This window comes from Sphingomonas sp. S2-65 (genome assembly GCF_021513175.1).
GTDB lineage: Bacteria > Pseudomonadota > Alphaproteobacteria > Sphingomonadales > Sphingomonadaceae > Sphingomonas.
Genome location: NZ_CP090953.1, coordinates 1,541,371 through 1,562,448, shown reverse-complemented (window position 1 = coordinate 1,562,448; position 21,078 = coordinate 1,541,371). Strand labels below are relative to the sequence as shown.

Annotated in this window: 25 protein-coding genes; 15 read left to right on the top strand and 10 right to left on the bottom strand. The window is 67.6% G+C overall.

Translation table 11 applies throughout. The annotated features are described in order from the left end of the window. Positions 1-103: 103 nt before the first annotated feature. Positions 104-853 (bottom strand): GcrA family cell cycle regulator, encoded by a 750-nt coding sequence (locus tag LZ586_RS07325; RefSeq protein ID WP_235079145.1) that lies wholly within the window; start codon positions 851-853, stop codon positions 104-106. Between the two features lie 64 nt (positions 854-917). On the opposite strand from LZ586_RS07325, the gene LZ586_RS07320 reads away from it, so the two are divergent. The 7 genes from LZ586_RS07320 (at position 918) to queE (ending at position 6,929) form a co-directional block, all read left to right on the top strand. Continuing rightward, positions 918-1,760 carry an ABC transporter permease gene (locus LZ586_RS07320; RefSeq protein WP_235079143.1) on the top strand — a complete coding sequence of 281 codons (843 nt, stop codon included), beginning with the start codon at positions 918-920 and terminating at the stop codon, positions 1,758-1,760. A 154-nt stretch (positions 1,761-1,914) separates the two neighbouring features. Continuing rightward, positions 1,915-3,111, top strand: coding sequence for an aspartate aminotransferase family protein (locus tag LZ586_RS07315; protein ID WP_235079141.1), 1,197 nt, complete (start codon positions 1,915-1,917; stop codon positions 3,109-3,111). Next, positions 3,104-4,030: an ornithine carbamoyltransferase gene (gene argF, locus LZ586_RS07310; RefSeq protein WP_235079140.1), complete on the top strand. Its 927-nt coding sequence runs from the start codon at positions 3,104-3,106 to the stop codon at positions 4,028-4,030. The genes LZ586_RS07315 and argF overlap by 8 nt, the downstream gene beginning before the upstream one ends. A gap of 119 nt (positions 4,031-4,149) precedes the next feature. Further along, entirely contained in the window at positions 4,150-5,073 is a 924-nt protein-coding gene (locus LZ586_RS07305; RefSeq protein WP_235079138.1) for an Hsp33 family molecular chaperone HslO, read from the top strand. A gap of 63 nt (positions 5,074-5,136) precedes the next feature. Further along, entirely contained in the window at positions 5,137-5,541 is a 405-nt protein-coding gene (locus LZ586_RS07300; RefSeq protein ID WP_235079137.1) for a DUF3617 domain-containing protein, read from the top strand. A gap of 61 nt (positions 5,542-5,602) precedes the next feature. After that, positions 5,603-6,286, top strand: a complete 684-nt coding sequence (queC, locus tag LZ586_RS07295; protein ID WP_235079136.1) for a 7-cyano-7-deazaguanine synthase QueC — start codon at positions 5,603-5,605, stop codon at positions 6,284-6,286. 10 nt (positions 6,287-6,296) lie between these two features. Then, entirely contained in the window at positions 6,297-6,929 is a 633-nt protein-coding gene (queE, locus tag LZ586_RS07290) for a 7-carboxy-7-deazaguanine synthase (protein WP_235079132.1), read from the top strand. 318 nt (positions 6,930-7,247) lie between these two features. Here the strand turns inward: queE and LZ586_RS07285 are convergent, their stop codons facing one another. The 3 genes from LZ586_RS07285 to lipB form a co-directional block, all read right to left on the bottom strand. Further along, entirely contained in the window at positions 7,248-7,934 is a 687-nt protein-coding gene (locus LZ586_RS07285; protein ID WP_235079131.1) for a hypothetical protein, read from the bottom strand. A gap of 170 nt (positions 7,935-8,104) precedes the next feature. Next, positions 8,105-8,386: a hypothetical protein gene (locus LZ586_RS07280; RefSeq protein WP_235079129.1), complete on the bottom strand. Its 282-nt coding sequence runs from the start codon at positions 8,384-8,386 to the stop codon at positions 8,105-8,107. 109 nt (positions 8,387-8,495) lie between these two features. Then, the gene (gene lipB, locus LZ586_RS07275; protein WP_261346050.1) at positions 8,496-9,233 is read right to left on the bottom strand and encodes a lipoyl(octanoyl) transferase LipB; all 738 of its coding nucleotides are present in this window, start codon (positions 9,231-9,233) and stop codon (positions 8,496-8,498) included. On the opposite strand from lipB, the gene LZ586_RS07270 reads away from it, so the two are divergent. Both LZ586_RS07270 and LZ586_RS07265 read left to right on the top strand, forming a co-directional pair. After that, positions 9,232-10,068, top strand: coding sequence for a hypothetical protein (locus LZ586_RS07270; protein WP_235079126.1), 837 nt, complete (start codon positions 9,232-9,234; stop codon positions 10,066-10,068). The two genes, lipB and LZ586_RS07270, sit on opposite strands and share 2 nt — an antisense overlap. Next, positions 10,065-10,796, top strand: a complete 732-nt coding sequence (locus LZ586_RS07265) for a hypothetical protein (RefSeq protein WP_235079124.1) — start codon at positions 10,065-10,067, stop codon at positions 10,794-10,796. The genes LZ586_RS07270 and LZ586_RS07265 overlap by 4 nt, the downstream gene beginning before the upstream one ends. Here the strand turns inward: LZ586_RS07265 and LZ586_RS07260 are convergent. Genes LZ586_RS07260 through LZ586_RS07250 form a run of 3 tightly spaced genes read right to left on the bottom strand, consistent with a single transcriptional unit; the run spans position 10,760 to position 12,638 of the window. Continuing rightward, a complete protein-coding gene (locus LZ586_RS07260; RefSeq protein ID WP_235079123.1) occupies positions 10,760-11,359 on the bottom strand; it encodes a GNAT family N-acetyltransferase in 600 nt (199 codons plus the stop codon). The two genes, LZ586_RS07265 and LZ586_RS07260, sit on opposite strands and share 37 nt — an antisense overlap. Beyond that, positions 11,350-12,192 carry an oxygen-dependent coproporphyrinogen oxidase gene (gene hemF / locus LZ586_RS07255; protein WP_235079121.1) on the bottom strand — a complete coding sequence of 281 codons (843 nt, stop codon included), beginning with the start codon at positions 12,190-12,192 and terminating at the stop codon, positions 11,350-11,352. Before hemF ends, LZ586_RS07260 begins: the two co-directional genes overlap by 10 nt. Continuing rightward, the gene (locus LZ586_RS07250; RefSeq protein WP_235079119.1) at positions 12,189-12,638 is read right to left on the bottom strand and encodes a tRNA (cytidine(34)-2'-O)-methyltransferase; all 450 of its coding nucleotides are present in this window, start codon (positions 12,636-12,638) and stop codon (positions 12,189-12,191) included. Before LZ586_RS07250 ends, hemF begins: the two co-directional genes overlap by 4 nt. A gap of 260 nt (positions 12,639-12,898) precedes the next feature. Here LZ586_RS07250 and petA point away from each other — a divergent pair, with 260 nt between their 5' ends. The 5 genes from petA to LZ586_RS07225 all read left to right on the top strand — a co-directional run bounded on the left by petA (position 12,899) and on the right by LZ586_RS07225 (position 17,224). Further along, on the top strand, positions 12,899-13,483 hold the full coding sequence (petA, locus tag LZ586_RS07245) for a ubiquinol-cytochrome c reductase iron-sulfur subunit (protein WP_235079117.1): 585 nt from the start codon (positions 12,899-12,901) through the stop codon (positions 13,481-13,483). A 12-nt stretch (positions 13,484-13,495) separates the two neighbouring features. Then, complete coding sequence (locus tag LZ586_RS07240) at positions 13,496-14,785, top strand: cytochrome b (RefSeq protein ID WP_235079115.1); 1,290 nt, start codon at positions 13,496-13,498, stop codon at positions 14,783-14,785. Positions 14,786-14,800: 15 nt separating this feature from the next. Continuing rightward, positions 14,801-15,652, top strand: coding sequence for a cytochrome c1 (locus LZ586_RS07235; protein ID WP_235079113.1), 852 nt, complete (start codon positions 14,801-14,803; stop codon positions 15,650-15,652). A gap of 77 nt (positions 15,653-15,729) precedes the next feature. Then, positions 15,730-16,269: an adenine phosphoribosyltransferase gene (locus LZ586_RS07230; protein ID WP_235079112.1), complete on the top strand. Its 540-nt coding sequence runs from the start codon at positions 15,730-15,732 to the stop codon at positions 16,267-16,269. Positions 16,270-16,450: 181 nt separating this feature from the next. Next, positions 16,451-17,224, top strand: coding sequence for a hypothetical protein (locus LZ586_RS07225; protein ID WP_235079111.1), 774 nt, complete (start codon positions 16,451-16,453; stop codon positions 17,222-17,224). A 42-nt stretch (positions 17,225-17,266) separates the two neighbouring features. On the opposite strand, the gene LZ586_RS07220 is transcribed toward LZ586_RS07225, so the two are convergent. The 3 genes from LZ586_RS07220 to LZ586_RS07210 are packed head-to-tail and all read right to left on the bottom strand — an operon-like array spanning position 17,267 to position 20,420. Beyond that, complete coding sequence (locus tag LZ586_RS07220; protein WP_235079110.1) at positions 17,267-17,710, bottom strand: MaoC family dehydratase; 444 nt, start codon at positions 17,708-17,710, stop codon at positions 17,267-17,269. A 40-nt stretch (positions 17,711-17,750) separates the two neighbouring features. Continuing rightward, positions 17,751-19,016 carry an ectonucleotide pyrophosphatase/phosphodiesterase gene (locus tag LZ586_RS07215; protein ID WP_235079109.1) on the bottom strand — a complete coding sequence of 422 codons (1,266 nt, stop codon included), beginning with the start codon at positions 19,014-19,016 and terminating at the stop codon, positions 17,751-17,753. A 39-nt stretch (positions 19,017-19,055) separates the two neighbouring features. Beyond that, positions 19,056-20,420, bottom strand: a complete 1,365-nt coding sequence (locus LZ586_RS07210) for a hypothetical protein (protein ID WP_235079108.1) — start codon at positions 20,418-20,420, stop codon at positions 19,056-19,058. A gap of 229 nt (positions 20,421-20,649) precedes the next feature. Here LZ586_RS07210 and LZ586_RS07205 point away from each other — a divergent pair, with 229 nt between their 5' ends. Further along, entirely contained in the window at positions 20,650-21,036 is a 387-nt protein-coding gene (locus LZ586_RS07205) for a MerR family transcriptional regulator (RefSeq protein WP_235079751.1), read from the top strand. Positions 21,037-21,078: the final 42 nt, after the last annotated feature.

Here is a 21,078-nt window from a genome sequence, read left to right as displayed (position 1 = left end):
GCGGGGTCCCGCTGGCTTACTCCGCGGAAGAAGAAGCGGGATCCCGGCTCGAGGCCGGGATGACGAAGGGCTCGGATGCGCTGGAGCGCGATCGAGAGGAGCCTCAGCGGCGGGGGGCGCCGCCGAAGGGGAGGGGAGGGGCCGGACGGCGGTCGCGGCGGGGGAGTTGGGCCTGGTAGGCGTGGCCGCAATGCGCGACGCAATAGGGGAAGCCCGGATTCACCTTGTCGCCGCAGAAGTGGAAGTCGGGCTCGCCGGGATGGCCGAGCGGCCATTTGCAGACACGGTCGTTCAGGTCGAGCAGGCTGGTCTTGCCGGCGATCGCTTCGCTGGGCTTGGCCGGAACCAGGCGGCGGGGCGGGGCGGGGGTGCTCGGCGGGGCCTGCTCGCCCGGGTTCTGGCGGACGAAACCGCCGGGGCCGACCGAACGCATCACCGGACCATCGGGACGCGGTGCCGGCGCAGCCGCCGGAGCGTCCGCTTCGTCTTCGTCGGTGTCGGCTGCGGCCTCAGGCGCCGGAGCGGGCGCCGCAGCGCGCGCGGGGCGGGGTGCCGGGGCGGCTTCGGCGACCGGGGCGGGCTTGGGCGCGGGTGGCGGGGGCGGCGGCGGGGCCGGCACGGCGGCCGGCTCGGGCGCCGCCGCGGCGGCGGCGGTCAGGGCGATGAGCGCGGCCGCGGCCTTCGCCTCGTTCTGCTTCACCGGGCTGGGGCGCGACTGCAGGCCCAGGCGATGGGCCTTGCCGATCACGGCGTTGCGGCTGACGCCGCCCAGCTCTTCGGCGATCTGGGTGGCGGTCGACCCGTTGTCCCACATCTTCTTCAGCGCATCGATACGCTCTTCGGTCCAGCTCATCGTATTCCTTACTCGTGAGTCGGCAGCTTGCAGGCGGCGGCGGCAGCGGTTACGCGAACGCGCCATGACCAGCCAGCCCCCAAGCGGCCAAACGCTTCCCGAGCCGGGTGTCCCGGTAATCCGAAACATCAACTGGGGAGGCTTGCGTACTCTCTATGTGAAGGAGGTGCGCCGTTTCTTCAAGGTGCAGCTCCAGACGATCTGGGCGCCGGCGGTCACCACGCTGATGTTTCTGGTGATCTTCACCGTCGCGCTGGGCGGCGGCGGGCGGATGATCTCGCTCCAGGGGCATCAGATTCACTTCGCCGATTTCATCGCGCCGGGGCTGATCGTGATGGGGATGCTCAACAATGCGTTCGCCAATGCCAGCTTCTCGCTGCTGGTGGGCAAGATCCAGGGCAACATCGTCGATTATCTGATGCCGCCGCTTTCGACCTCGGAGCTGCTGGCGGCCTTGGTGGGCGGCGCGGTTACGCGGGCGTTCTGCGTCGGCGGGGCGGTGTGGCTCGCCATGGCGCTGTGGCCGGGCGTGCATGTGACGCCCGCGCATCTGTGGGCGATCCTGTGGTTCGGGCTGCTGGGATCGGTGTTCCTGGCGCTGATGGGAGTGCTGACCTCGATCTGGGCGGACAAGTTCGATCATGCTGCGGCAGTGACCAACTTCGTCGTGTCGCCGCTGACTTTGCTGTCGGGCACTTTCTATTCGGTCGACCGGCTGTCGCCGACGTTCCAGGCGATCAGCCATGCGAACCCGTTCTTCTACATCATCTCGGGCTTTCGCTACGGGTTCCTGGGGGTGGCGGATTCGCCGGTGCTGCTGGGGACGGCGGTGATCCTGGGGCTGGACGTGGTGCTGGCGGCGATCTGCTACACGCTGATCCGCAAGGGCTGGAAGCTGAAGAGCTGAGGGGCGCTGATCCTCCCCCTGGCGGGGGAGGATTTATGATTGTTGACGCACGTACCTTCCCCCTCGTAAACACTCGATCCGGGCGGTCCGGTTGGCCGCCCTTTTGCGTTTCTGGAGCTTTTTCCCAGCGTTCCCATAAGGAGGTACCGTTCCCATGCCGATCACTCCCCTCATGCCCGTCTATCCGCGGTGCGGGGTGCGTCCGGTGCGCGGCGAGGGCGTGTATCTGTATGGCGAGCGAGGGGAGCGCTATCTCGACTTCGCGGCCGGGATTGCGGTCAACGCGCTGGGCCATGGCCACCCGCATCTGGTGAAGGCGATCGCCGAGCAGGCCGCGACGCTGATGCACGTTTCCAACCTGTACGGCTCGCCGCAGGGCGAAAAGCTGGCGCAGCGGATCATCGACGTCAGCTTCGCCGACACGGTGTTCTTCACCAATTCGGGGGTCGAGGCGATCGAATGCGCGATCAAGACCGCGCGGCGCTATCATTATGCCAATGGCAACCCGCAGCGGACCAAGCTGATCACGTTCAAGAACGCGTTCCACGGGCGCTCGCTCGGCGCGATCTCGGCGACCGATCAGGCCAAGATGCGCGACGGCTTCGAGCCGCTGCTGCCGGGCTTCGATTATGTGGCGTTCAACGACCTGGAAGGTGCGCTGGCGGCGATCGATGACGAGACTGCGGGGTTCCTGGTCGAGACGGTGCAGGGCGAGGGCGGGATGACCGCGGGCACGCCCGCGTTCATCACCGGGCTGCGCAAGGCCGCCGACGCGCATGGCCTGTTGCTGATCCTCGACGAGATCCAGTGCGGCTATGGCCGGACCGGCAAGATGTGGGCCTATGAGCATTACGGCATCGAGCCCGACATCATGACGGTGGCCAAGGGCATCGGCGCGGGCTTCCCGCTGGGCGCGTGCCTGGCGACCGAGGAAGCCGCCAAGGGCATGGTGATCGGCACCCATGGGTCGACCTATGGCGGCAACCCGCTGGCGATGGCCGCGGGGCAGGCGGTGCTCGACGTGATGCTCGAGCCCGATTTCCTGCCGAACGTCGAGCGGATGGGCGAGCGGCTGCGCCAGGCCTTCGAGCAATTGATCCCGAACCACGATCATCTGTTCGAGGAGATCCGGGGCAAGGGGCTGATGCTGGGGATCAAGATGAAGGATACGGCGGTGAGCCGCGACTTCGTGGCGCATCTGCGCGACAATCACGGACTGCTGACCGTGGCGGCGGGCGAGAATGTGTTCCGCGTGCTGCCGCCGCTGGTGATCGACGAGAGCCATATCGCCGAATGCGTCGAAAAGCTGAGCGAGGGCGCGCGGACGTTTGCGGGGCCGAGCGATGACTGAGCCGCGCCACTTTCTCGATCTGAGCGATGCCGGGGGTGACGGCGTCGCGGCGATGCTGGCGGATGCGTTGCAGCGCAAGGATGCGCGCAGGGGCTGGACGAAGGGCCGGGTGGACGCCGACGCGCCGCTGGCCGGGCATGTGCTGGCCATGATCTTCGAGAAGAACTCGACGCGGACCCGGGTGTCGTTCGACATGGCGATCCGGCAGCTGGGCGGGACTTCGATCGTGATGGACGCGGGGTCGATGCAGATCGGGCGGGGCGAGAGCATCGCCGACACTGCGCGCGTCCTGTCGGGCTATGTCGACGCGATCATGATCCGCACCGACGACCACCAGAAGCTGGTCGACATGGCGCGCTATGCCTCGGTGCCGGTCATCAACGGGCTGACCGACGCGTCGCATCCCTGCCAGATCATGGCCGACCTGCTGACGATCATCGAGAGCGGCAAGGCGCTGCCGGGCCTCAAGGTGGCGTGGCTGGGCGACGGCAACAACGTGCTCGCATCGATCATGGAAGCCGGCGGGCTGATGCAGTTCGACGTGGTCGCCGCGTGCCCGCAGGGGTTCCAGCCGAGCGAGGCCGATGTCGCGCGCGGCAAGGGCCGGGCGCGGGTGGTCGGCAGCGCGCGCGAGGCGGTCGAGGGGGCGGACATCATCGTCACCGACACCTGGATCTCGATGGGGCAGGACCATGCCGAAACCAAGCTGGCGGCGATGATGCCGTTCCAGGTGGACGAGGCGCTGATGGCGCAGGCCAAGCCGGATGCGAAGTTCCTCCACTGCCTGCCCGCGCACCGCGGCGAGGAAGTGGTCGACGCGGTGATCGACGGGCCGCAGTCGCTGATCTGGAGCGAAGCCGAGAACCGGCTGCACGCCCAGAAGTCAGTGCTGCGCTGGGTGTTCGGCCAGATCGGCTGAAGCGCGGCCGAGTTGAAGTCGGGCGTTCGCGACCTATTTAAGTCCGAACCCCAAACATATCCGTTCGACTGGACCGCGCGAGGCATGCCCGCGCGCGCCGCGGACGGCGGAGACGTTCGATGACCAGCACTGCTCCCGTCCACGATACCGACCGCGTGATCGGCTTCACCTTGCCCGACTCCCATGCGCGCGGGCGGATGGTCCGGCTGGGATCGGCGCTGGAGCAGATCCTGTCGGCGCATAACTATCCCGCGCCGATCGAGGCGATCCTGACCGAGGCGGTGACGCTGGCGGCGCTGCTGGGATCGACTCTGAAGAACGGCGAGGGCCAGCTGACCATCCAGGCGCAGACCCAGCGCGGCGTCGTCAAGCTGCTGGTGTGCGACTATAAGAGCGGCGAGCTGCGCGGATACGTCCAGTATGATGCCGAGCGGCTGAGCCGGCTGGGCAAGAAGCCGTCGATGAAGTCGCTGTTCAACGAAGGCTATCTGGCCGTGACGTTCGACCAGACGACCAGCGGCGAGCGCTACCAGGGCATCGTGCCGCTGGACGGCGACAGCCTGGCGGAAGCGGCGCAAAGCTACTTCTTCCAGTCCGAGCAGATCCCGAGCCTCATCCGGCTCCAGCACCGCCGGATCGCCGACGGCACGGTGGTCGCAGGTGGCCTGTTCCTTCAGCACCTGCCCGAGGGCGAAGTCGGCCGCGAGCGGCTGCACGTGCGGCTGGATCATCCCGAATGGGCCGGCGTGGAAGCGCTGGCCAGCACCATGGGTATCGACGAGCTCGGCGACGCGTCGATCCCGCTCGAGAATCTGGTGTGGCGCCTGTTCAACGAAGAACGCGAAGTGCGCTTGCTGGGCGGGACCGACCTGGTGCGCGGATGCCGGTGCAGCGCCGAATATTATCGCGGCGTGCTCACCAAGTTCCCGGCCGACGAGCGCGCGGAGATGGCGGACGAGCAGGGTATGATCAGCGTGGATTGCGCCTTTTGTTCCAAGGTCTTCCCGCTGGCGCTCGACGAATTCGTGTCGCCGACATTGTAAAGTGTACCGAGCGGTATTATTTGCTCGACCGGCGCCGTTCCTGGCGCCGGTCGGGATTTTTCGATGATGGTACGGCGTAGATGGCTTGCGGCGGCTGCCGGCGTGGCGGCCCTTGCTGGCGCCGGTGGCGCGGTGGCGCAGCGCCAATCCGCACTCAATTCGCTGAACGCCGTCGAGCGCGGCCAGTGGCAGCTTCGCGATGGCGAAGGGTCGGTTCGCGGGATCTGCCTGCGCACGCCCTCGGCTCTGCTCCAGCTTCGCCACTGGGGCGCGCAGTGCGAGCATTTCGTGCTGGAGAATGGCGGCACCTCGGCGACGATCCGCTATACCTGCCCGGGGCGTGGCCATGGCCGCACCAGCATCACCGTGGAAACCGCGCACAGCGTGGTGATCGACACGTCGGGCATCGTCGACGGCGCCCCCTTCTCCGAGCAATATGAGGCACGCCGCGTCGGCCAGTGCCAATAAGGGCGGCGCCGACACGCCCCCCCTTGTTTTCCTGACGCCCAAAAGCGGCTAGCGGATCCCCATGACTGACAGCGTTGCAATTGTACTGGTTTCCGGCGGCCTCGATTCGATGGTGGCCGCCGCCCGCGCGCGCGAGGACGGCCACCGCGTGTTCGCGCTGTCGTTCGATTACGGGCAGCGCCACCAGGTCGAACTGGAGGCCGCCCGGCGGGTCGCCAAGATGGTGGGTGCCGAGCGCCACGTCGTGATCCCGCTCGACCTGCGGGCGTTCGGCGGATCGGCGCTGACCGACGACATCGACGTGCCCAAGGATGGCGTGGGCGACACGATCCCGGTGACCTATGTCCCCGCGCGCAACACGATCTTCCTCAGCCTGGCGCTGGGCTGGGCCGAGGCGGCCGGTGCGCGCGACATCTATATCGGCGTGAACGCGCTCGACTATTCGGGCTATCCCGATTGCCGGCCCGAGTTCATCGCCGCGTTCGAGCATCTTGCCGAACTCGCCACCAAGGCGGGGGTCGAGGGCGCACCGTTCCGGATCCAGGCGCCGCTGCAGAGCATGAGCAAGGCCGATATCGCCCGCGAGGCGCAGCGGCTGGGGCTGGATGCCGGGCAGAGCTGGTCGTGCTACGATCCCACCCCCGAGGGGCTGCATTGCGGGCTGTGCGACAGCTGCCGGTTGCGCTCGAAAGGCTATCAGGAAGCCGGGCTGCCCGATCCCACGGTCTACGCGACGGCACCATAAGGTTTTTGGCATGAGCTACGCCGTCAAGGAGATGTTCCTCACGCTGCAGGGCGAGGGGGTGAATGCCGGCGCGCGGGCGGTGTTCGTGCGCTTTGCCGGGTGCAACTTGTGGTCGGGGCGCGAGCAGGACCGTGCCGCGGCGGTCTGCCGCTTCTGCGATACCGATTTCGTCGGGATCGATGGGATCGGCGGCGGGCGGTTCGCCGATGCCGACGCGCTGGTGGATGCGGTGCTGGGACATTGGGGTCCGGGACGGGCGGCGCGCTTCGTCGTGCTGACCGGGGGCGAGCCGATGCTCCAGGTCGACGCCGCGCTGGTCGAGGCGTTGCACGCGCGCGGCTTCCGCATCGCGATCGAGAGCAATGGCACGCTGCCGGTGCACCCGGACATCGACTGGGTGTGCATCAGCCCGAAGGCGGGCAGCGACGTGGTGCAGCGATCGGGCGACGAATTGAAGCTGGTCTGGCCCCAGGCCGGGATCGATCCGGAAGCGATGGAAGGGTGGGGCTTCGCCCACTTCCTGGTGCAGCCGATGGACAGCATTGAGGCGGCGCGCAATCAGGAGGCGGCGATCGCCCTGGCGATGACGCGGCCGCGGTGGCGCTTGTCGCTGCAGACTCACAAGTTGTTGGGTTTGCGCTGAGGTGGGTGCGGGCGCTTGACCAGGAGCATACGCTTGGCGCCGCACATGCTATCGTCTCCCCGGCCTTGAGCCGGGGCCCCCCTGTTACAGGCGGCAGAAAAAGAAGCGGGATCCCGGCTCAAGGCCGGGATGACGAGGGTCGGTTTGGCGGCCCCCTGAGGCGGGCGGGCGCGAGCGCTTGACCAGGAGCGTGCGCTTGGCGCCGCACGATGCTATCGTCACCCGGCCTTGAGCCGGGGTCCCGCTGCCTAGATCCGGCCGAAGAAGCGGGATCCTGGCTCAAGGCCTGGATGACGAGGATTTCAGTTCTGGGTCGTTTTAGCGGCTGGCGATGTTGATCGGGCCGCAGCGCTTGGTCTGGTAGCTTCCCTTCTTCCAGCATTTGGCATTGCCGAACACCGGGAGCGGGCCATAGGTCGGGTATTGGAACGAGGCTCTGCCGCCGACCAGCGGGTCGCCCCATGTGGTCAGGCTGGCGCGAAGCTCGCGCATGCGATCGTGCGCCAGGTCGCCGAAGTCGCCGCGCTTGGTAAACAGCGCGTCGTGACCGATTGAGGCCGCAGTCTGGCAGAATGAAAGCTGCCCCGAGACCGACGAGAAGCTGGAATAGACGCGCGTACCGAAGCGATCAAACTCCGTTTGCCCGACCTTCGAGTTCTTGGCCGATTTAACGAAATATTTCTCGAGCGTATCGAGCGAATTATTCAACTCTTGCGAGTGATCCTTCAGGATCGCGTTGTAATTCGCCAGCGTCAGCAGCGTGGGTTCGAACTGGCATTGCAGCGCGGCCACGTTGAGCGCGGCGCGCAGGTTCCACACCAGCGCCGCCCGCAGCTCCGCAGGGGACGCGTCGGGAAGCGCGGCGCCGGTAATCCCGGGCTCGGCACCGGTCACCCTGCCGCTCGGCAGCACCGGAGCCTTCAGATAGAATTGGGCCGACGCGGGCGCCGACGCGAAGATGCCGGCGGCGCCGGCGAGCAATACTATGATACGCGGAACGAGCATTGCGCCCTCTTTAACCTTGAAGTTCCCGTGGTTACGTTCTTTCGAGTCCGGGCCCAAGCCTTTTTTGCGGCATCCGGATGATTACGGATTCCCAGCCCGGCGGGCATGCGAAAAGGGCCGCCCGGTCGCCCGGACGGCCCTTGTCATAAGAACACGCTTGCGCGCGATGATTACATCGCGTTGCCGGTGGTGCCCATGGTGTCGGTCGTGCCGGTGGTGTTGCCGGTCATGTCGCCCGACATGTTGGTGTCGGTCATCGTGCCGTTGTCCATCGGAGCGGCCGTGTCGATGTTGGTGACCATCGTGTCGGTGGCGCCGACGTTCTCGGTCGGAACGATTTCGGTGGTGTTGGTCACGTTGGTGGTCGAGTCGTTGCTGGTGCAAGCCGAAGCCAGCAGCGCCGCACCGGCGATCATCGAACCCGCAACGATCTTGGAAATGACTGCACGCATGTAAAAGCTCCCTAGATAATGGATTTGGACGACAGACGCGCCGCTAATACCCAAACCGAACTGCACGTTAGACGGTTCGGGGGCGCCCCTCAAGCGCCGTTTTCGTTTCTCAAGAACTAAGAGCCTTCAAAAAGGGCGCAAATGTGGCCGCCAGTGCTTGATCGAAGGCGTCCGGCGAGATGTTCTTGCCCAATGCCGCGGCGCTGGTGACGGGGAATTCGGCGATCCCGCAGGGCACGATGCCGGTGAAGTCGCTGAGGGTCGGCGACAGGTTCACGGCGAACCCGTGCAGGGTGACCCATTGACGGATGCGGACCCCGATCGCGCCGATCTTGGCCTCGGTCCCGCCGTCCCGCGTCCAGATGCCGATCCTTCCGGGCGCGCGGAACGCCTCGATGTCGAGCACGCCCAGGGCGTCGATCACCCAGCCTTCGAGCGCGTGGACATAGTTGCGCACGTCGCGCCGCCGCTCGCGCAAGTCGAGCACGACATAGCCGATGCGCTGCCCGGGGCCGTGATAGGTATAGCGGCCGCCGCGTCCGGTGCGGTGCACGGGAAAGCGTGCGTCGAGCAGCTCGGCCGGATCGGCGCTGGTGCCCGCGGTGTAGACCGGGGGATGTTCGAGCAGCCAGACCAGCTCGGCGGCGTCGCGGCGGGTGACCGCGGCGGCGCGCGCTTCCATCTGCGCCAACGCCTCGCCATAGTCGATGCGGCCCGGTTCGACGCGCCATTCAATCGGGGATGCCATAACCCGCCGATTGCGCGCCCTCGCGCGGTTTCGCAAGCATTGGCAAGGCCCCGGGGGGCGGCTAACACGCCGCACGCGCGACAAAGGATTGGAACGCATGGTCAAGATGGGGACCGTCTGGGATCGGACGGCCGAGTTTCTTGGCGACAATGTCTCGGCCATCCTGCCGGTGGCGCTGTTCGCCTTCTTCGTGCCGGCCTCGATCGGCGGGAACTTCGCCGCGCTGCGCGCGGGCGGCGGGCCGACGCTGCCGATGGTGCTGGCGCTCGTCGAGCTGGCGTTCGCGGTGCTGTCGCTCTGGGGCACGCTGGCGATTACCGCGATGGGGCTGGACCTGGTGTCCGACCGCAGCGCGGGCCGCGTGGCGCTGAGCCGGCTGCCCGCCGCGGTGCTGGTGATAGTGGTGCTGCTGGCGGGGGTCCTGCTGCTGGCCGCGCCGATCCCGGCGGTGCTCGCCGCGACCGGGCACGATCTGTGGGCGATGCCGCGTGGCGAGGATTTCGCGCTGAACCGGCCCGAGGCGATCTTCTCGGCGATCTACCTCGTGGTGCTGATCGGCGTGACGTTGTGGTTCGGGGCGCGGCTGGCGGTGGTGACGCCGGCGATCGTGCGCGAGCGCGGCGCGCTTGGATCGATCGCGCGCGCCTGGCGGCTGTCGCGCGGCCATGGCTGGCGCATCCTCGGCGTGCTGGTGTTGTATGTGGTGGTCAGCTGGGTGGCGCAGCTCGCCGCGCAGACGGTGTTCGGCAGCGTGTTCGAGCTGGTCGCGGGCGGCGCCGGCGATGGCGTGACGCTGGCCGGCGTGCTGACCGCGACCGTGGTGGCGGCGGTGCAGGCGGCGTTCCAGGTGGTGCTCGCGGCGTTCACCGCCAAGCTGTACCTTGCGCTCGCCGCCCATGACGCGCGGCGCGGCGATCCGGCGGTGTCGGCATGAGCTGGGGGTTTGGCGGGGTGATCGGCGATGCGCGCGCCCTGTGGCGGCACGAGCGCGACTTGCTGATCCGCGTCGCCTCGGTCTTCTTCTTCCTGCCCACGCTGGCCGTGCGGCTGTTCCTTCCGGTGCCGGACCTGGAGGGGGTGACCCGCGAGGATCTGCCCCGCATCGTCAGCGGCTGGCTGGCCCAGTCGGGCGGGTGGATCGCGCTGCAGCTGGTGGTGCTGACCTTTGGCAGCGGGCTGATCCTGGTGCTGCTGCTCGACCGAAGCCGGCCGACGATCGGCGCGGCGATGGTGCGCAGCGTGAAGCTGCTGCCGCTGATGCTGATCGCCTGGGCCAGCGTGCTGTTCGCGATGGCGCTGGGGTCGATGCTGTTGTTCGTGGTGGCGCTGTACATCGGCGGGCGCGGCTTCCTGGCCGGCGCGGCGGTGGTGATGCGGCCCGAGCGCGGGCCCTTCGCCGCGGTGGTGGAAAGCGTGCGGCTGACCGCGCGGCGCGGCTGGATGGTGGCGGCGCTGGCGGTGCTGGTGTTCGCCGGCAGCTATTTCGCGGCGCTGGTGTTCAGCATCCTCGCCGAGGCAGTCGTGCGGGCCAGCGGCTCGCTGGCGCTGCAGGCGCCGCTGGAGATCCTCACCGCCGCCGCCTCGGCTGCGGGCTCGCTGGCGATGGTGCTGCTCCAGGCCGCGATCTACCGCGCGGCGACCGCGCCCAGGATCGGGACATGAGGCGCCGCGTCGGCGGATAGCACGCCCGCCAGGCGCGGATCGGCAAAGGTCTCCACCGTGCGGCGCACGGCCACGAAGCCGTGATGGCGGTAGAAGCCGAGCGCGCGGGGATGGTCGAGCGTGCAGGTATGGACGCGCACCCGCTCGACGCCCTTGCGCCACGCGAACTGCAGCGCCTGCGCCATCAGCCAGCCGCCATGGCCCTTGCCGGTCAGTTCGGGCACCAGCGCGAGGTAGGACAGCTCGCACAGCGCGTCGCCGCGGAAGTCGAGCTCGAGCATGCCGACTTCGATGCCGGCGCGGTCGACCGCGGCATAGACCTCGACTCGCGGGTCGTCGAGGATGCGGCGCAGCGCTTCGTCGGGGAGGACGAGCCGCGAGAACCACAGCCAGGGCGCGCCGACGCGGCGGAACAACGCGCGGTATTTGTCGGTGGCCGGGGCCTGCCACCGCACCAGCCGGAGTGGCGAGGGCGGGAGCGGGCGGGGCCGCGGCTTGTCGCGCATCTCCAACGACGTGACCACCGTGGCGATCTGGTCGTCGGCGACCGGGATCAGCCCCATGTCGCGACGGGCGGCAGGCTCATCAGTATCGCGTCGATATTGCCGCCGGTCTTGAGCCCGAACAGCGTGCCGCGGTCGTAGATGAGGTTGAACTCGGCGTAGCGCCCGCGCCATTCCAGCTGGCGGGCCTTGTCGGCGTCGGTGAAGGGAGTGTTCATCCGCCGGCGCACCAGCGCGGGGAAGATGTCGAGGAAGGCGCGGCCGACATCCTGGGTAAAGGCGAAATCGGCTTCCCAGTCGTTTTCGAGGTGATCGTAGAAGATGCCGCCGACGCCGCGATGGGTCTTGCGGTGGGGGATGTAGAAATAGTCGTCCGCCCATTGCCTGAAGCGTGGATAATAAGCCGGGTCATGCGCGTCGCACGCCGCCTGCAGCCGGGCGTGGAAGGCTTCGGTATCCTCGGCATAGGGTATCGGCGGGTTGAGATCGGCGCCGCCGCCGAACCAGCGCTTGGTGGTTGTCAGGAAGCGGGTGTTCATGTGCACGGCGGGCACATGCGGGTTGGCCATGTGCGCGACCAGGCTGATGCCGGTGGCGAAGAAGCTGGGATCCTCGCCCGCGCCGTGAATGCTCTTGGCGAACTCGCCCTCGAACGCGCCGCCGACGGTGGAGACGTTGACGCCCACTTTCTCGAAGACGCGGCCCTTCATCACCCCGCGGACCCCGCCGCCGCCGGGCGTCCCCTGGGCGTCAAGCCGGTCCCAGGGGGTGTAGTCGAAGCGCGCGTCGGAGCCCGCTTCGGCCTCGATCGCCTCGAACGCGGCGCAGATCGATGTGCGCAGGCTCTCGAACCAGGTGCGCGCGCGCTGTTGCTGGGAGTCGAGATCGATCATGAGGCAAATCCTTGTGTCTGGCGCAGCGCCTCGGCAAGCCCGATTCCCGCGGCCACCGCCACGTTCAACGAACGCGCCTCGGCGACCAGCGGAATTCGGACCGCCAGCTGCGCATGGCGGTGGACGAAGTCGGGCGCGCCCGCGCTTTCCGATCCGAAGAGCAGGGTGTCTTCGCTTTCGAAGCGGGCGTCGGGCAGCGCGGTGCCGCCGCGGGTGGTGAACAGCACCAGCCGCCCGGTGAGCGCGTCGGCGAACGCGTCCCAATCGGCGTGGCGGCGGACCTCGGCCCTATCGTCATAATCCATCGCCGCGCGCTTGCGGCTGCGGTCGCTCCAAGGGAATCCCATCGGCTCGATCAAGTCAATCGGCACGCCAAAACAGGCGCCGATACGCAAGATGGTCCCGACATTGCCGGCGATCTCAGGCTGGAACAGGGCAAGGCGCATGCGCGGTCGACTAGCGCCCCGACTTTGTCTCGTCACCCCTCCGAAAGCGGGTGCTTCGATTGTTGGGCCGAAGCCTCGCCGCAGTGCAGCATGACTGCATCCGCTTTAGTCGGCGGCAAAAACCCTGTTGGCAAAGTTACACGCGCCCGTCTATCACCCCCGCCTGCCACCGGGGGCACCGGGGGTTTTGGACGTTTCGCGTCCGTGTCCGGTATGCCGCGCACCCGTCGCGGATCGTTTCGAAGTGCAAGGGCTGATGCATGGCAACGCTTGAAGACGGTGTTTCACCCACCCAGACGATAGTACCTCCAGGCGACCCGATCGAGAATCCGCGCCGCCGCGACTATCTGAAGATCGCCGCGGTGTCGGTGGCCGGCGTGGGCGCGGGCGTGGTGGTGCTGCCGCTGATCAATTCGATGAACCCGTCCGCCGACGTGCTGGCGCTGTCGACCACCGAGCTCGACGTGTCCGCGATCGAGCCGGGCCAGGCGATCAAGGCGAGCTTCCGCAAGCAGCCGCTGTTCGTGCGCAACCTGACGCCGGCCGAAATCGCCGAGGCCGACAAGGTGCCGGTTTCGTCGCTGCGCGACCCGCAGACGCTGGAAGAGCGCACCAAGGAAGGCAAGACGAACTGGCTGATCACGCTGGGCGTGTGCACCCATCTCGGCTGCGTGCCGCTGGGTGCGGGCGAGGGCGAGAATCGTGGACCGTTCGGCGGCTATTTCTGCCCGTGCCACGGATCGGCCTATGACACCGCAGGCCGCATCCGCCAGGGTCCGGCGCCGAAGAACCTCGAGGTTCCGAACTATGCATTCACGTCCGACACTGTCGTCGTGGTCGGTTGAGGATAGACGCTGATGAGCTTTCCCTGGGCACGCCATTACGAACCGAAGACGCCGCTGACGCAGTGGATCGACAGCCGGCTTCCGCTGCCGCGCTTCGTCTATAACGCGGTCGGCGCCGGCTATCCGGTTCCGCGCAACCTCAATTACTTCTGGAACTTCGGCGTTCTCGCCGGGCTGTGTCTGGTCATCCAGATCGTCACCGGCATCGTGCTGGCGATGCACTTCCACACCTCTGCGGTGGGTGCGTTCGAAAGCGTCAACGGCGGCATCATGCGCGACGTGAACGCCGGCTGGTTCCTCCGCTTCGCCCACGCCAATGGCGCCAGCATGTTCCTGCTGGTCGTGTACATCCACATCTTCCGCGGCCTTTATTACGGTTCGTACAAGGCGCCGCGCGAGATGATCTGGCTGATCGGCGTGGTCATCTTCCTGCTGATCATGGCGACCGCGTTCATGGGCTATGTGCTCCCCTGGGGGCAGATGAGCTTCTGGGGCGCGCAGGTGATCACCGGCTTCTTCTCGGCGATCCCGGTGGTCGGCGAGTGGGTCCGCGTCTGGCTGCTCGGCGGCTATGCGCCGGACGATGCCGCGCTGAACCGCTTCTTCTCGCTCCACTATCTGCTGCCCTTCGTAATCGCCGGCGCGGTGATCCTGCACATCTGGGCGCTGCACATTCCGGGCTCGGGCAACCCGACCGGCGTGGAAGTGAAGGGGGAGCAGGACACCGTTCCGTTCCATCCGTATTACACCGCCAAGGACGGCTTCGGGGTCGGCGTGTTCCTGATCCTGTTCTCGACGCTGATCTTCTTCTTCCCCGATTATCTGGGGCATCCGGACAACTACATCCCGGCGAACCCGCTCTCGACGCCTGCGCATATCGTGCCCGAATGGTATTTCTGGCCGTTCTACGCGATCCTGCGCGCCTTCACCGCGGACTTCATCTTGCCCGCCAAGCTGTGGGGCGTGGTGGCGATGTTCGGATCGATCATCCTGTTGTTCTTCCTGCCTTGGCTCGACAAGTCGCCGGTGCGTTCGGCGAATTTCCGTCCGGGCTACCGCATCGCCTTCTGGATCCTGGTGCTGGACGTACTGGTGCTCGGCTATTGCGGAGGCTCGGCGGCGACGCCCGGCGTCGTCATCGCCAGCCAGCTCTGCGCCGCTTATTACTTCGCGCACTTCCTGATCGTCGTTCCGATCATCTCGCGCCTCGAGCGTCCCAAGCCGCTGCCCAACTCGATCACCGAGGCAGTGCTGGGCGATCACGGCGGCTCGCGGATGACCGAAACCGCGCTGCGCGCGTAAGGGGGAAACCACCACATGCTTCCGCTGTTCACGCGCTCCATCAAGTTCCTCGTCGGAGCTGCCTTCATCTTCGTGCTGCTGCTGGCGCTGGTCGGCACGGTCACGACGCTGATCAAGGAACCCACGCCGCCAAGCGCGGAGGAGGAGTTCCACAAGCACGCCAAGGAACTCGACCTCCCTTCGAACGGGCCGCTCGGCAAGTTCGACCTGGCCCAGCTCCAGCGCGGCTTCCTGGTGTATGAAAAGGTCTGCGCGAGCTGCCACTCGCTGAACCTGGTGTCGTTCCGCAACCTGCAGGACCTGGGCTATAGCGAGCCCGAGGTGAAGAAGATCGCCAAGGACTGGCCGATGAAGCAGCCGGTCCAGGACCCGAAGGCGGGCACCTGGGGCGAGCGCGACAATCTGGCGTCGGACCGTTTCCCCAAGGTCTATTATCCCGGCACCGGCAGCCCGCCCGACCTGAGCCTGATCACCAAGGCGCGGCATGACGGCGCAGCCTATGTCTATTCGCTGCTGACCGGATATGCCGATCAGACCGGGTACAAGAACGCCAAGGGTGAGGAGCTTCTCAAGAAGTTCCCGACCGCCAAGACGCCCGAGGGTTCGCACTTCAACCCGTATTTCGCGAACCTCAACATCGCGATGCCGCCGCCGCTGACCAGCGAGAACCAGGTCACCTATTCGGACGGCACGCGGGCGACTGTGGACCAGATGGCCAAGGACGTTTCGGCGTTCCTGGTGTGGACGGCCGAGCCGACCATGCAGACCCGTCACCGCGCGGGCGTGGCAGTGGTCCTGTTCCTGCTGTTCGCCACCGGCCTGGCGTACGGGGCGTACTTGACCGTGTGGCGGGGCGTGAAGCACTGATCCGCAGCCCTTTGCCGATGTGATAGAGTCCCGCCGCGAGCCCAGCTCCGGCGGGACTTTTCTTTTGGGAACCGACGATGACGACCGAGAACGACGATATCCGCGCGCGCATCCGCACCATTCCCGACTTCCCCAAGCCGGGCATCCAGTTCCGCGACATCACCACGCTGCTGCTCGATGCCGAGGGGCTGAAGCTGACCATCGACCGCATGGCCGCGCAGGTGCAGGGCCCGATCGATCTCGTCGCCGGGATCGAAGCGCGCGGTTTCCTGTTCGGGGCGGCGCTGGCGGTGAAACTGGGCACCGGCGTGCTGCTGATCCGCAAGGACGGCAAGCTGCCCGGCGCGACGATCGCCGAGGATTACGCGCTGGAATATGGCACGGACCGCATCGCCATCCATGCCGATGCCTGCACGCCGGGCGCCCGCGTGCTGCTGGTCGACGACCTGATCGCCACCGGCGGCACCGCGCGGGCGGCGGTGCGGCTGCTGCGCAAGGCGGGGGCCGAGGTGGCGCAGGCGGCGTTCGTGATCGACTTGCCCGAACTGGGAGGCGCCGAGGCGCTGCGCGGCGACGGGCTGGCGGTCACTTCGCTGGTGGCATTCGAGGGGCATTGATCCGTTGAACCCCCCTCGCGACGTGGGGGAGGTAGAAACGGGGTGGCACAAAACGGGACGCGGCCGCGTGCGCAGGCGGCGTGCCGTCACGTTGCGGAACATCGTTTTCGTCCCCACGTTCACATCCTCGATGACATTCACCGCTGCCGCGCCGGTCTTCGCGCGGCCTGAGAGGTTCGCCATGGCGCTTCGTTCTGTTCTGGCCGCAGGGTTGCTCGCGGCACTCGGCCTTTCCACCGCCGGCTGCGCCGAGGACGGCTATGGCTATTCCGGCGTGTCGGTGGGCTATGCCGATGGCGGCTATTATGGCGGCCCGGGATACGGCGCCTATGGCTATGACGGCTTCGGCTATGACGGGCTGGGCTATGGGGCCGGCTATGGCAGCTCCTATTTCGGCTGGTATGGCGACTATTATTATCCGGGCTCGGGCGTGTACGTGTACGACCGCTATCGCCGCCCCTATCGCTGGAACCAGGGGCAGCGCCGCTATTGGGAAAATCGCGGGCGCAACTGGCGCGGTGACCGTAACCCGAACTGGGGCCAGTGGGGCAATCGCCCCGAGTGGAACGGCAATGGCAACGGCAATGGCCGTCCCGGCTGGAACGGCAATGGGCCTGGCCGGCCTGATCGTCCGGGTTGGAACGGCAATGGGCCTAGCCGTCCCGATCGCCCGGGCTGGAACGGCAATGGACCCGGCCGCCCGGATCGCCCGGGCTGGAATGGAACCCGCCCCGGCCGCCCGGATGGCAATGGACAGGGTGCCGGCCGCCCGCCGCGGCCCGATGGTGCCACGCGCCCCAGCACCGGCACCTGGCAGGATCGTCGTCACGTGCCCCCGGGCGCCTCGACCTATCAGGGCCAGCCGCGCAGTCAGAACTGGCAGGGCGCTCGCCCGGACGCCGCGCCGCGGACCAGCGGCGGCGGCTGGCGCGGACGGGCGTCGCGTCCGCAGTAATCGGACGCGTCGGCTGCGGTGAAGATCACCGCGGCCGTTCCGTCATCCCCGGCGGCGTAACAGCGCGAGCGCGACGAAGCGCAGCACCGGCTCATCCTTCTGGTTGAAGGTCGTCATCTGGCTGCGGATGCTGCCCATCTCTGGCCGGCTTTGCGAAGGGCGGACCTCCAGCACTTCGGTCTCGCAGCGTAGCACGTCGCCGGGATGGACCGGCTTGAGCCAGCGCAGTTCGTCGATACCAGCGGCGCCCAGACTGGCCTGAGGGTTCGCCTGCATGTGCGCGACCAGCATCGCCATGGTCATCGAACAGGTATGCCATCCGCTCGCCGCCAGCCGGCCGAAATGCGTCTCCGCGGCGCCCTCGTCGGACAAGTGAAAGGGCTGGGGGTCGTATTTGCGCGCGAAGTCGAGCACTTCCTCGCGCGTGACTTCATAGCGGCCAAAGCTTGCGCGGTCGCCGACGGCGATGTCATCCAGATACTGCATGCCCGAAGTTTCGGACGGAAACCGCGCGCTGGCAAGCCGGTCAGCGCTTGACCCAGCCCCGGAACGGAACGTCATCGCCATCGGTGCCGGCTTTGGCGGGGAGCCCCAGCAAGTCGCGCAGCAGCGGGTAGACGTCGACATTGTCGAACGCCGGCAGCGTCGCAGGGCGGAAGGCGGGGCCGTGCGCGATGAACAGCGCCGCCATGGCGGGCGAGGCATGGTCATAGCCATGCGCGCCGCCGGTAAAGGGCGCCTTGGGCGCCTTGTCGGTGATCGTCCAGCCGGACTCGGCCAGGCAGAGGATCGCGGGGACGCGCGGGTTGCGGCCATAATGGAAGCGCGCCGGGATCTCGCTTTTGCGCCAGCATTCCATGTGCGGATGGCGGCCTAGCAGTGCTTTCTCGACCAGCGCTTCCTTGCCCGGAAGCGGCGTCAGCGCGGCATAGGGGCCGGCTTCGACGAGATGGTAGCTGTCGGCGGGGAGGCCGAGCATGACCGTGCGGGTGTCGCTGGTCTGGGCCATGCCATGGTCGGCGACGATCACCAGGTTCGCCGGCTGCCCGAGGGTGGCGAGCCCGTCGGCCAGCATGCCGACCGCCTTGTCGACCTCGGCCACCGCGTCGGTGGTGCGTTGGTCGTCGGGGCCATAAGCGTGGCCGGCGCTGTCGACCGTGTCGAAATAGAGCGTCACGAACCGGGGCCGGATCGCCGCCGGGCGCCGCAGCCAATCGAGCACGCCGTTGACGCGCTGCGTGCCGGTTACCGCCTGGTTGAACTGCTGCCAGTCGCTGGGGCGCGTGCCGCCGACGACCCGGCCATGGCCGCCCTTTTCGAGCGTGCCGCCGAACGGCACGTTGGAGCCGGGCCAGAACATCGTCGCGGTGCGGATGCCGGCCTGTTCGGCGTCGACCCACAGCGGCTCGGCCTCGTCCCACCAGAACGGATCGTCGGTCGCCATGGTGAAGACCTCGTCCGGGCGGGCGGCGTCCTCCATCTTGTTGGCGACGATGCCGTTGCGGTCGGGGCGCAGGCCGGTGACGAGCGTCCAGTGGTTGGGGAAGGTCTTCGAGGGGAAGCTTGGCCGCATCGGCGCCTGTAGCCCTTCGGCGGCGAGGCGCGAGAGCACCGGAGTCACGCCGCGCTGCAGATAATCGGGGCGGAACCCGTCGATCGACACCAGGATCGTCACCGGCGCGCGCGCCTCGGCGGGTGCTCCGGCTAGGTCCGGAGTGGGGGCGGGAACGGTGGCACAGGCCTGGAGAAGCACGGCGAGCGCCGCGGCGGCAAGCATATGGGGAAAGCGCATGCCCGCGCCGATGCCATTCAATTGTTGCGGGAAAAAGTCCTACTGGCCGACCGCGAACCGGGCGAACAGGGTGTAGCTGAGCGGCGCGTCGCCATAGGCCGCGTCCAGCGCCGCCGGCTTGGCGTAAGCGGCGAGCGATCCGCCCAGCGCCAGCTCGGCCCGGCCGATCGGGATGCGATAGGCATAGCCGCCCTCGAACCGCGTCACGCGGAATTCGGTGTCGTGCAGCGGATCGTCATGGTCGGGGAAGAACTCGTCATTGCCGATATTCTCGACGCGCCCGAACACGCTGTGGTGGCGTCCCAGATTCCAGTTCGCCTCGCCCAGCCAGGCGGTCAGCACCGGGCCGCCGATACGGTCCTTGGCCGCGAACGCCGCCATCGCCGAGAAGCCGCCCTTGGCATAATGCGCGCTGGCGGTGGTGCGGCGCTCATCCTGGCCGGCATGGGACGCTTCGGGCTGCTCGAGCCGGCCATGGCTCAGCTGAAGCGCCCAATTGGGGGAAGGGGTGAAGCTTGCCCGCACGCTCCAGCTGTCGAGCCTGGGGGTGTCGAAGCCCCAGCGCTCCTCGTCGGGCTCGCGCCCCTTGAAGGCGGAGGCTTCCAGCTGGACCCCGCGCATCGCCAGCCCGGCGGTGACCACGCCGAAGGTGACATGGGTGCTGTCGAACCAGTGGTGGCTGATCGGCGAGAGCGGCAGGTAGCGCGCCGAGCGGCGATGCACGAAGGCCGACGGGCCCATTGCCGGCTCCGCCACCGGCCCGCCATAGACGAAGCCGGTGACTCCGCCGCCCAGCGGCACGTCCACGCGCGCGGACAGCTCCATCCAGAAATCGTGGGGGTGCTGGCGGTCGACCAGCGGCCGGTCATTGGCGGTCTCGCCGGTGGCGAGCAGATTGGGATAGCCGCGCGCGCCGTTGACCGGGTCGAGGCTCCACATCCCGTTGAAACGCAGCCGCGTGCCATTGCCCCATTCGCGCTGCGCCATCAGCATCGCCATCGATCCGGAATAGACGGCGTCGTCGCCGCGCGGGCCGCCCTGATCGGTATAAGCGAGCATCACGTCGCCATGCGCCATCACCATCCAGTCGCCGCCATGGGTGAGATGGACGCCGCGCATGCCGCCCTCGGCGCCCGGCAGCAGCGACGTGCCGGTGCCCGGGGTGACCCACGGAGCGACTTCGTCGGCCACCATGATGTCGCCGTCGTCCGTGGCGGCATGGTTCATCGCGGCATGGTTCATCGATCCATGATCCATTTCCGGCATCGCGCCGTGATCCTGGTGCTCGGCGTGCTCCGCCTCGGCGGGCGGTTGCGCATGCCCGGCATGATCCTGCGCCCAGGCTGGCAGTGGAGCGACTGCCAGCGGCGTCAGCAGCGCCAGCACTCTCCATCCGCGCCGCATCAAATTTCCCTCATCGGACGTGCGATCACCCGCAATCCCCAAGCATCATGAACAGGTTCCCCGTCAGCGAGACGACGCTGCCGGTCCAGCAGCCATGTCGACTGCCGCCCCCAGAAGGGACAGGCGTGGGGAGGCATGACCATGCGGTAGAAGAGCCGCGCCTTTTGCATTGCCCGCCATGCGCGCGCATATACCGCCCGTACCATGGTACGGAGTCAAGCACGCGATGATGACGATCGGAAAGCTCGCCCAGGCCGGCGGCGTAGGGGTGGAAACCGTTCGCTATTATCAGCGCCGCGGCCTGCTCGCCGAACCGGAGCGGGCGGGGGGATATGGCGGCGTCCGCCGTTATGGCGACCCTGACATCCGGCGGCTGCGCTTCATCCGCTCGGCCCAGGCTGCCGGGTTCACCCTCAACCAGATCGCCGAGCTGCTCGATCTCGACGCCCGCAACGACCGTCCCCGCGCCCGCGAACTGGCGCGCGCGCGGATCGAAGCGCTTGAGGCCAGGATCGCCGAACTGACCGAGGCCCGCAACGCATTGCGCAAGCTCGCGCACGAATGCGGAAAGGGTGAAGAGGGCCCATGCCCGATCCTGACGGCGTTCGACAGCTGATGGGCTTTGCTTGCCAACCCGCACCACCTGCCCGATGAGGGA

Excerpts from the sequence above, each read along its gene's own strand:
- LZ586_RS07325 (WP_235079145.1), bottom strand. The coding sequence starts at position 853 with ATGAGCTGGACCGAAGAGCGTATCGATGCGCTGAAGAAGATGTGGGAC.
- LZ586_RS07320 (WP_235079143.1), top strand. The coding sequence starts at position 918 with ATGACCAGCCAGCCCCCAAGCGGCCAAACGCTTCCCGAGCCGGGTGTC.
- LZ586_RS07315 (WP_235079141.1), top strand. The coding sequence starts at position 1,915 with ATGCCGATCACTCCCCTCATGCCCGTCTATCCGCGGTGCGGGGTGCGT.
- argF (WP_235079140.1), top strand. The coding sequence starts at position 3,104 with ATGACTGAGCCGCGCCACTTTCTCGATCTGAGCGATGCCGGGGGTGAC.
- LZ586_RS07305 (WP_235079138.1), top strand. The coding sequence starts at position 4,150 with ATGACCAGCACTGCTCCCGTCCACGATACCGACCGCGTGATCGGCTTC.
- LZ586_RS07300 (WP_235079137.1), top strand. The coding sequence starts at position 5,137 with ATGATGGTACGGCGTAGATGGCTTGCGGCGGCTGCCGGCGTGGCGGCC.
- queC (WP_235079136.1), top strand. The coding sequence starts at position 5,603 with ATGACTGACAGCGTTGCAATTGTACTGGTTTCCGGCGGCCTCGATTCG.
- queE (WP_235079132.1), top strand. The coding sequence starts at position 6,297 with ATGAGCTACGCCGTCAAGGAGATGTTCCTCACGCTGCAGGGCGAGGGG.
- LZ586_RS07285 (WP_235079131.1), bottom strand. The coding sequence starts at position 7,934 with ATGCTCGTTCCGCGTATCATAGTATTGCTCGCCGGCGCCGCCGGCATC.
- LZ586_RS07280 (WP_235079129.1), bottom strand. The coding sequence starts at position 8,386 with ATGCGTGCAGTCATTTCCAAGATCGTTGCGGGTTCGATGATCGCCGGT.
- LZ586_RS07270 (WP_235079126.1), top strand. The coding sequence starts at position 9,232 with ATGGTCAAGATGGGGACCGTCTGGGATCGGACGGCCGAGTTTCTTGGC.
- lipB (WP_261346050.1), bottom strand. The coding sequence starts at position 9,233 with ATGCGTTCCAATCCTTTGTCGCGCGTGCGGCGTGTTAGCCGCCCCCCG.
- LZ586_RS07265 (WP_235079124.1), top strand. The coding sequence starts at position 10,065 with ATGAGCTGGGGGTTTGGCGGGGTGATCGGCGATGCGCGCGCCCTGTGG.
- LZ586_RS07260 (WP_235079123.1), bottom strand. The coding sequence starts at position 11,359 with ATGGGGCTGATCCCGGTCGCCGACGACCAGATCGCCACGGTGGTCACG.
- hemF (WP_235079121.1), bottom strand. The coding sequence starts at position 12,192 with ATGATCGATCTCGACTCCCAGCAACAGCGCGCGCGCACCTGGTTCGAG.
- LZ586_RS07250 (WP_235079119.1), bottom strand. The coding sequence starts at position 12,638 with ATGCGCCTTGCCCTGTTCCAGCCTGAGATCGCCGGCAATGTCGGGACC.
- petA (WP_235079117.1), top strand. The coding sequence starts at position 12,899 with ATGGCAACGCTTGAAGACGGTGTTTCACCCACCCAGACGATAGTACCT.
- LZ586_RS07240 (WP_235079115.1), top strand. The coding sequence starts at position 13,496 with ATGAGCTTTCCCTGGGCACGCCATTACGAACCGAAGACGCCGCTGACG.
- LZ586_RS07235 (WP_235079113.1), top strand. The coding sequence starts at position 14,801 with ATGCTTCCGCTGTTCACGCGCTCCATCAAGTTCCTCGTCGGAGCTGCC.
- LZ586_RS07230 (WP_235079112.1), top strand. The coding sequence starts at position 15,730 with ATGACGACCGAGAACGACGATATCCGCGCGCGCATCCGCACCATTCCC.
- LZ586_RS07225 (WP_235079111.1), top strand. The coding sequence starts at position 16,451 with ATGGCGCTTCGTTCTGTTCTGGCCGCAGGGTTGCTCGCGGCACTCGGC.
- LZ586_RS07220 (WP_235079110.1), bottom strand. The coding sequence starts at position 17,710 with ATGCAGTATCTGGATGACATCGCCGTCGGCGACCGCGCAAGCTTTGGC.
- LZ586_RS07215 (WP_235079109.1), bottom strand. The coding sequence starts at position 19,016 with ATGCGCTTTCCCCATATGCTTGCCGCCGCGGCGCTCGCCGTGCTTCTC.
- LZ586_RS07210 (WP_235079108.1), bottom strand. The coding sequence starts at position 20,420 with ATGCGGCGCGGATGGAGAGTGCTGGCGCTGCTGACGCCGCTGGCAGTC.
- LZ586_RS07205 (WP_235079751.1), top strand. The coding sequence starts at position 20,650 with ATGACGATCGGAAAGCTCGCCCAGGCCGGCGGCGTAGGGGTGGAAACC.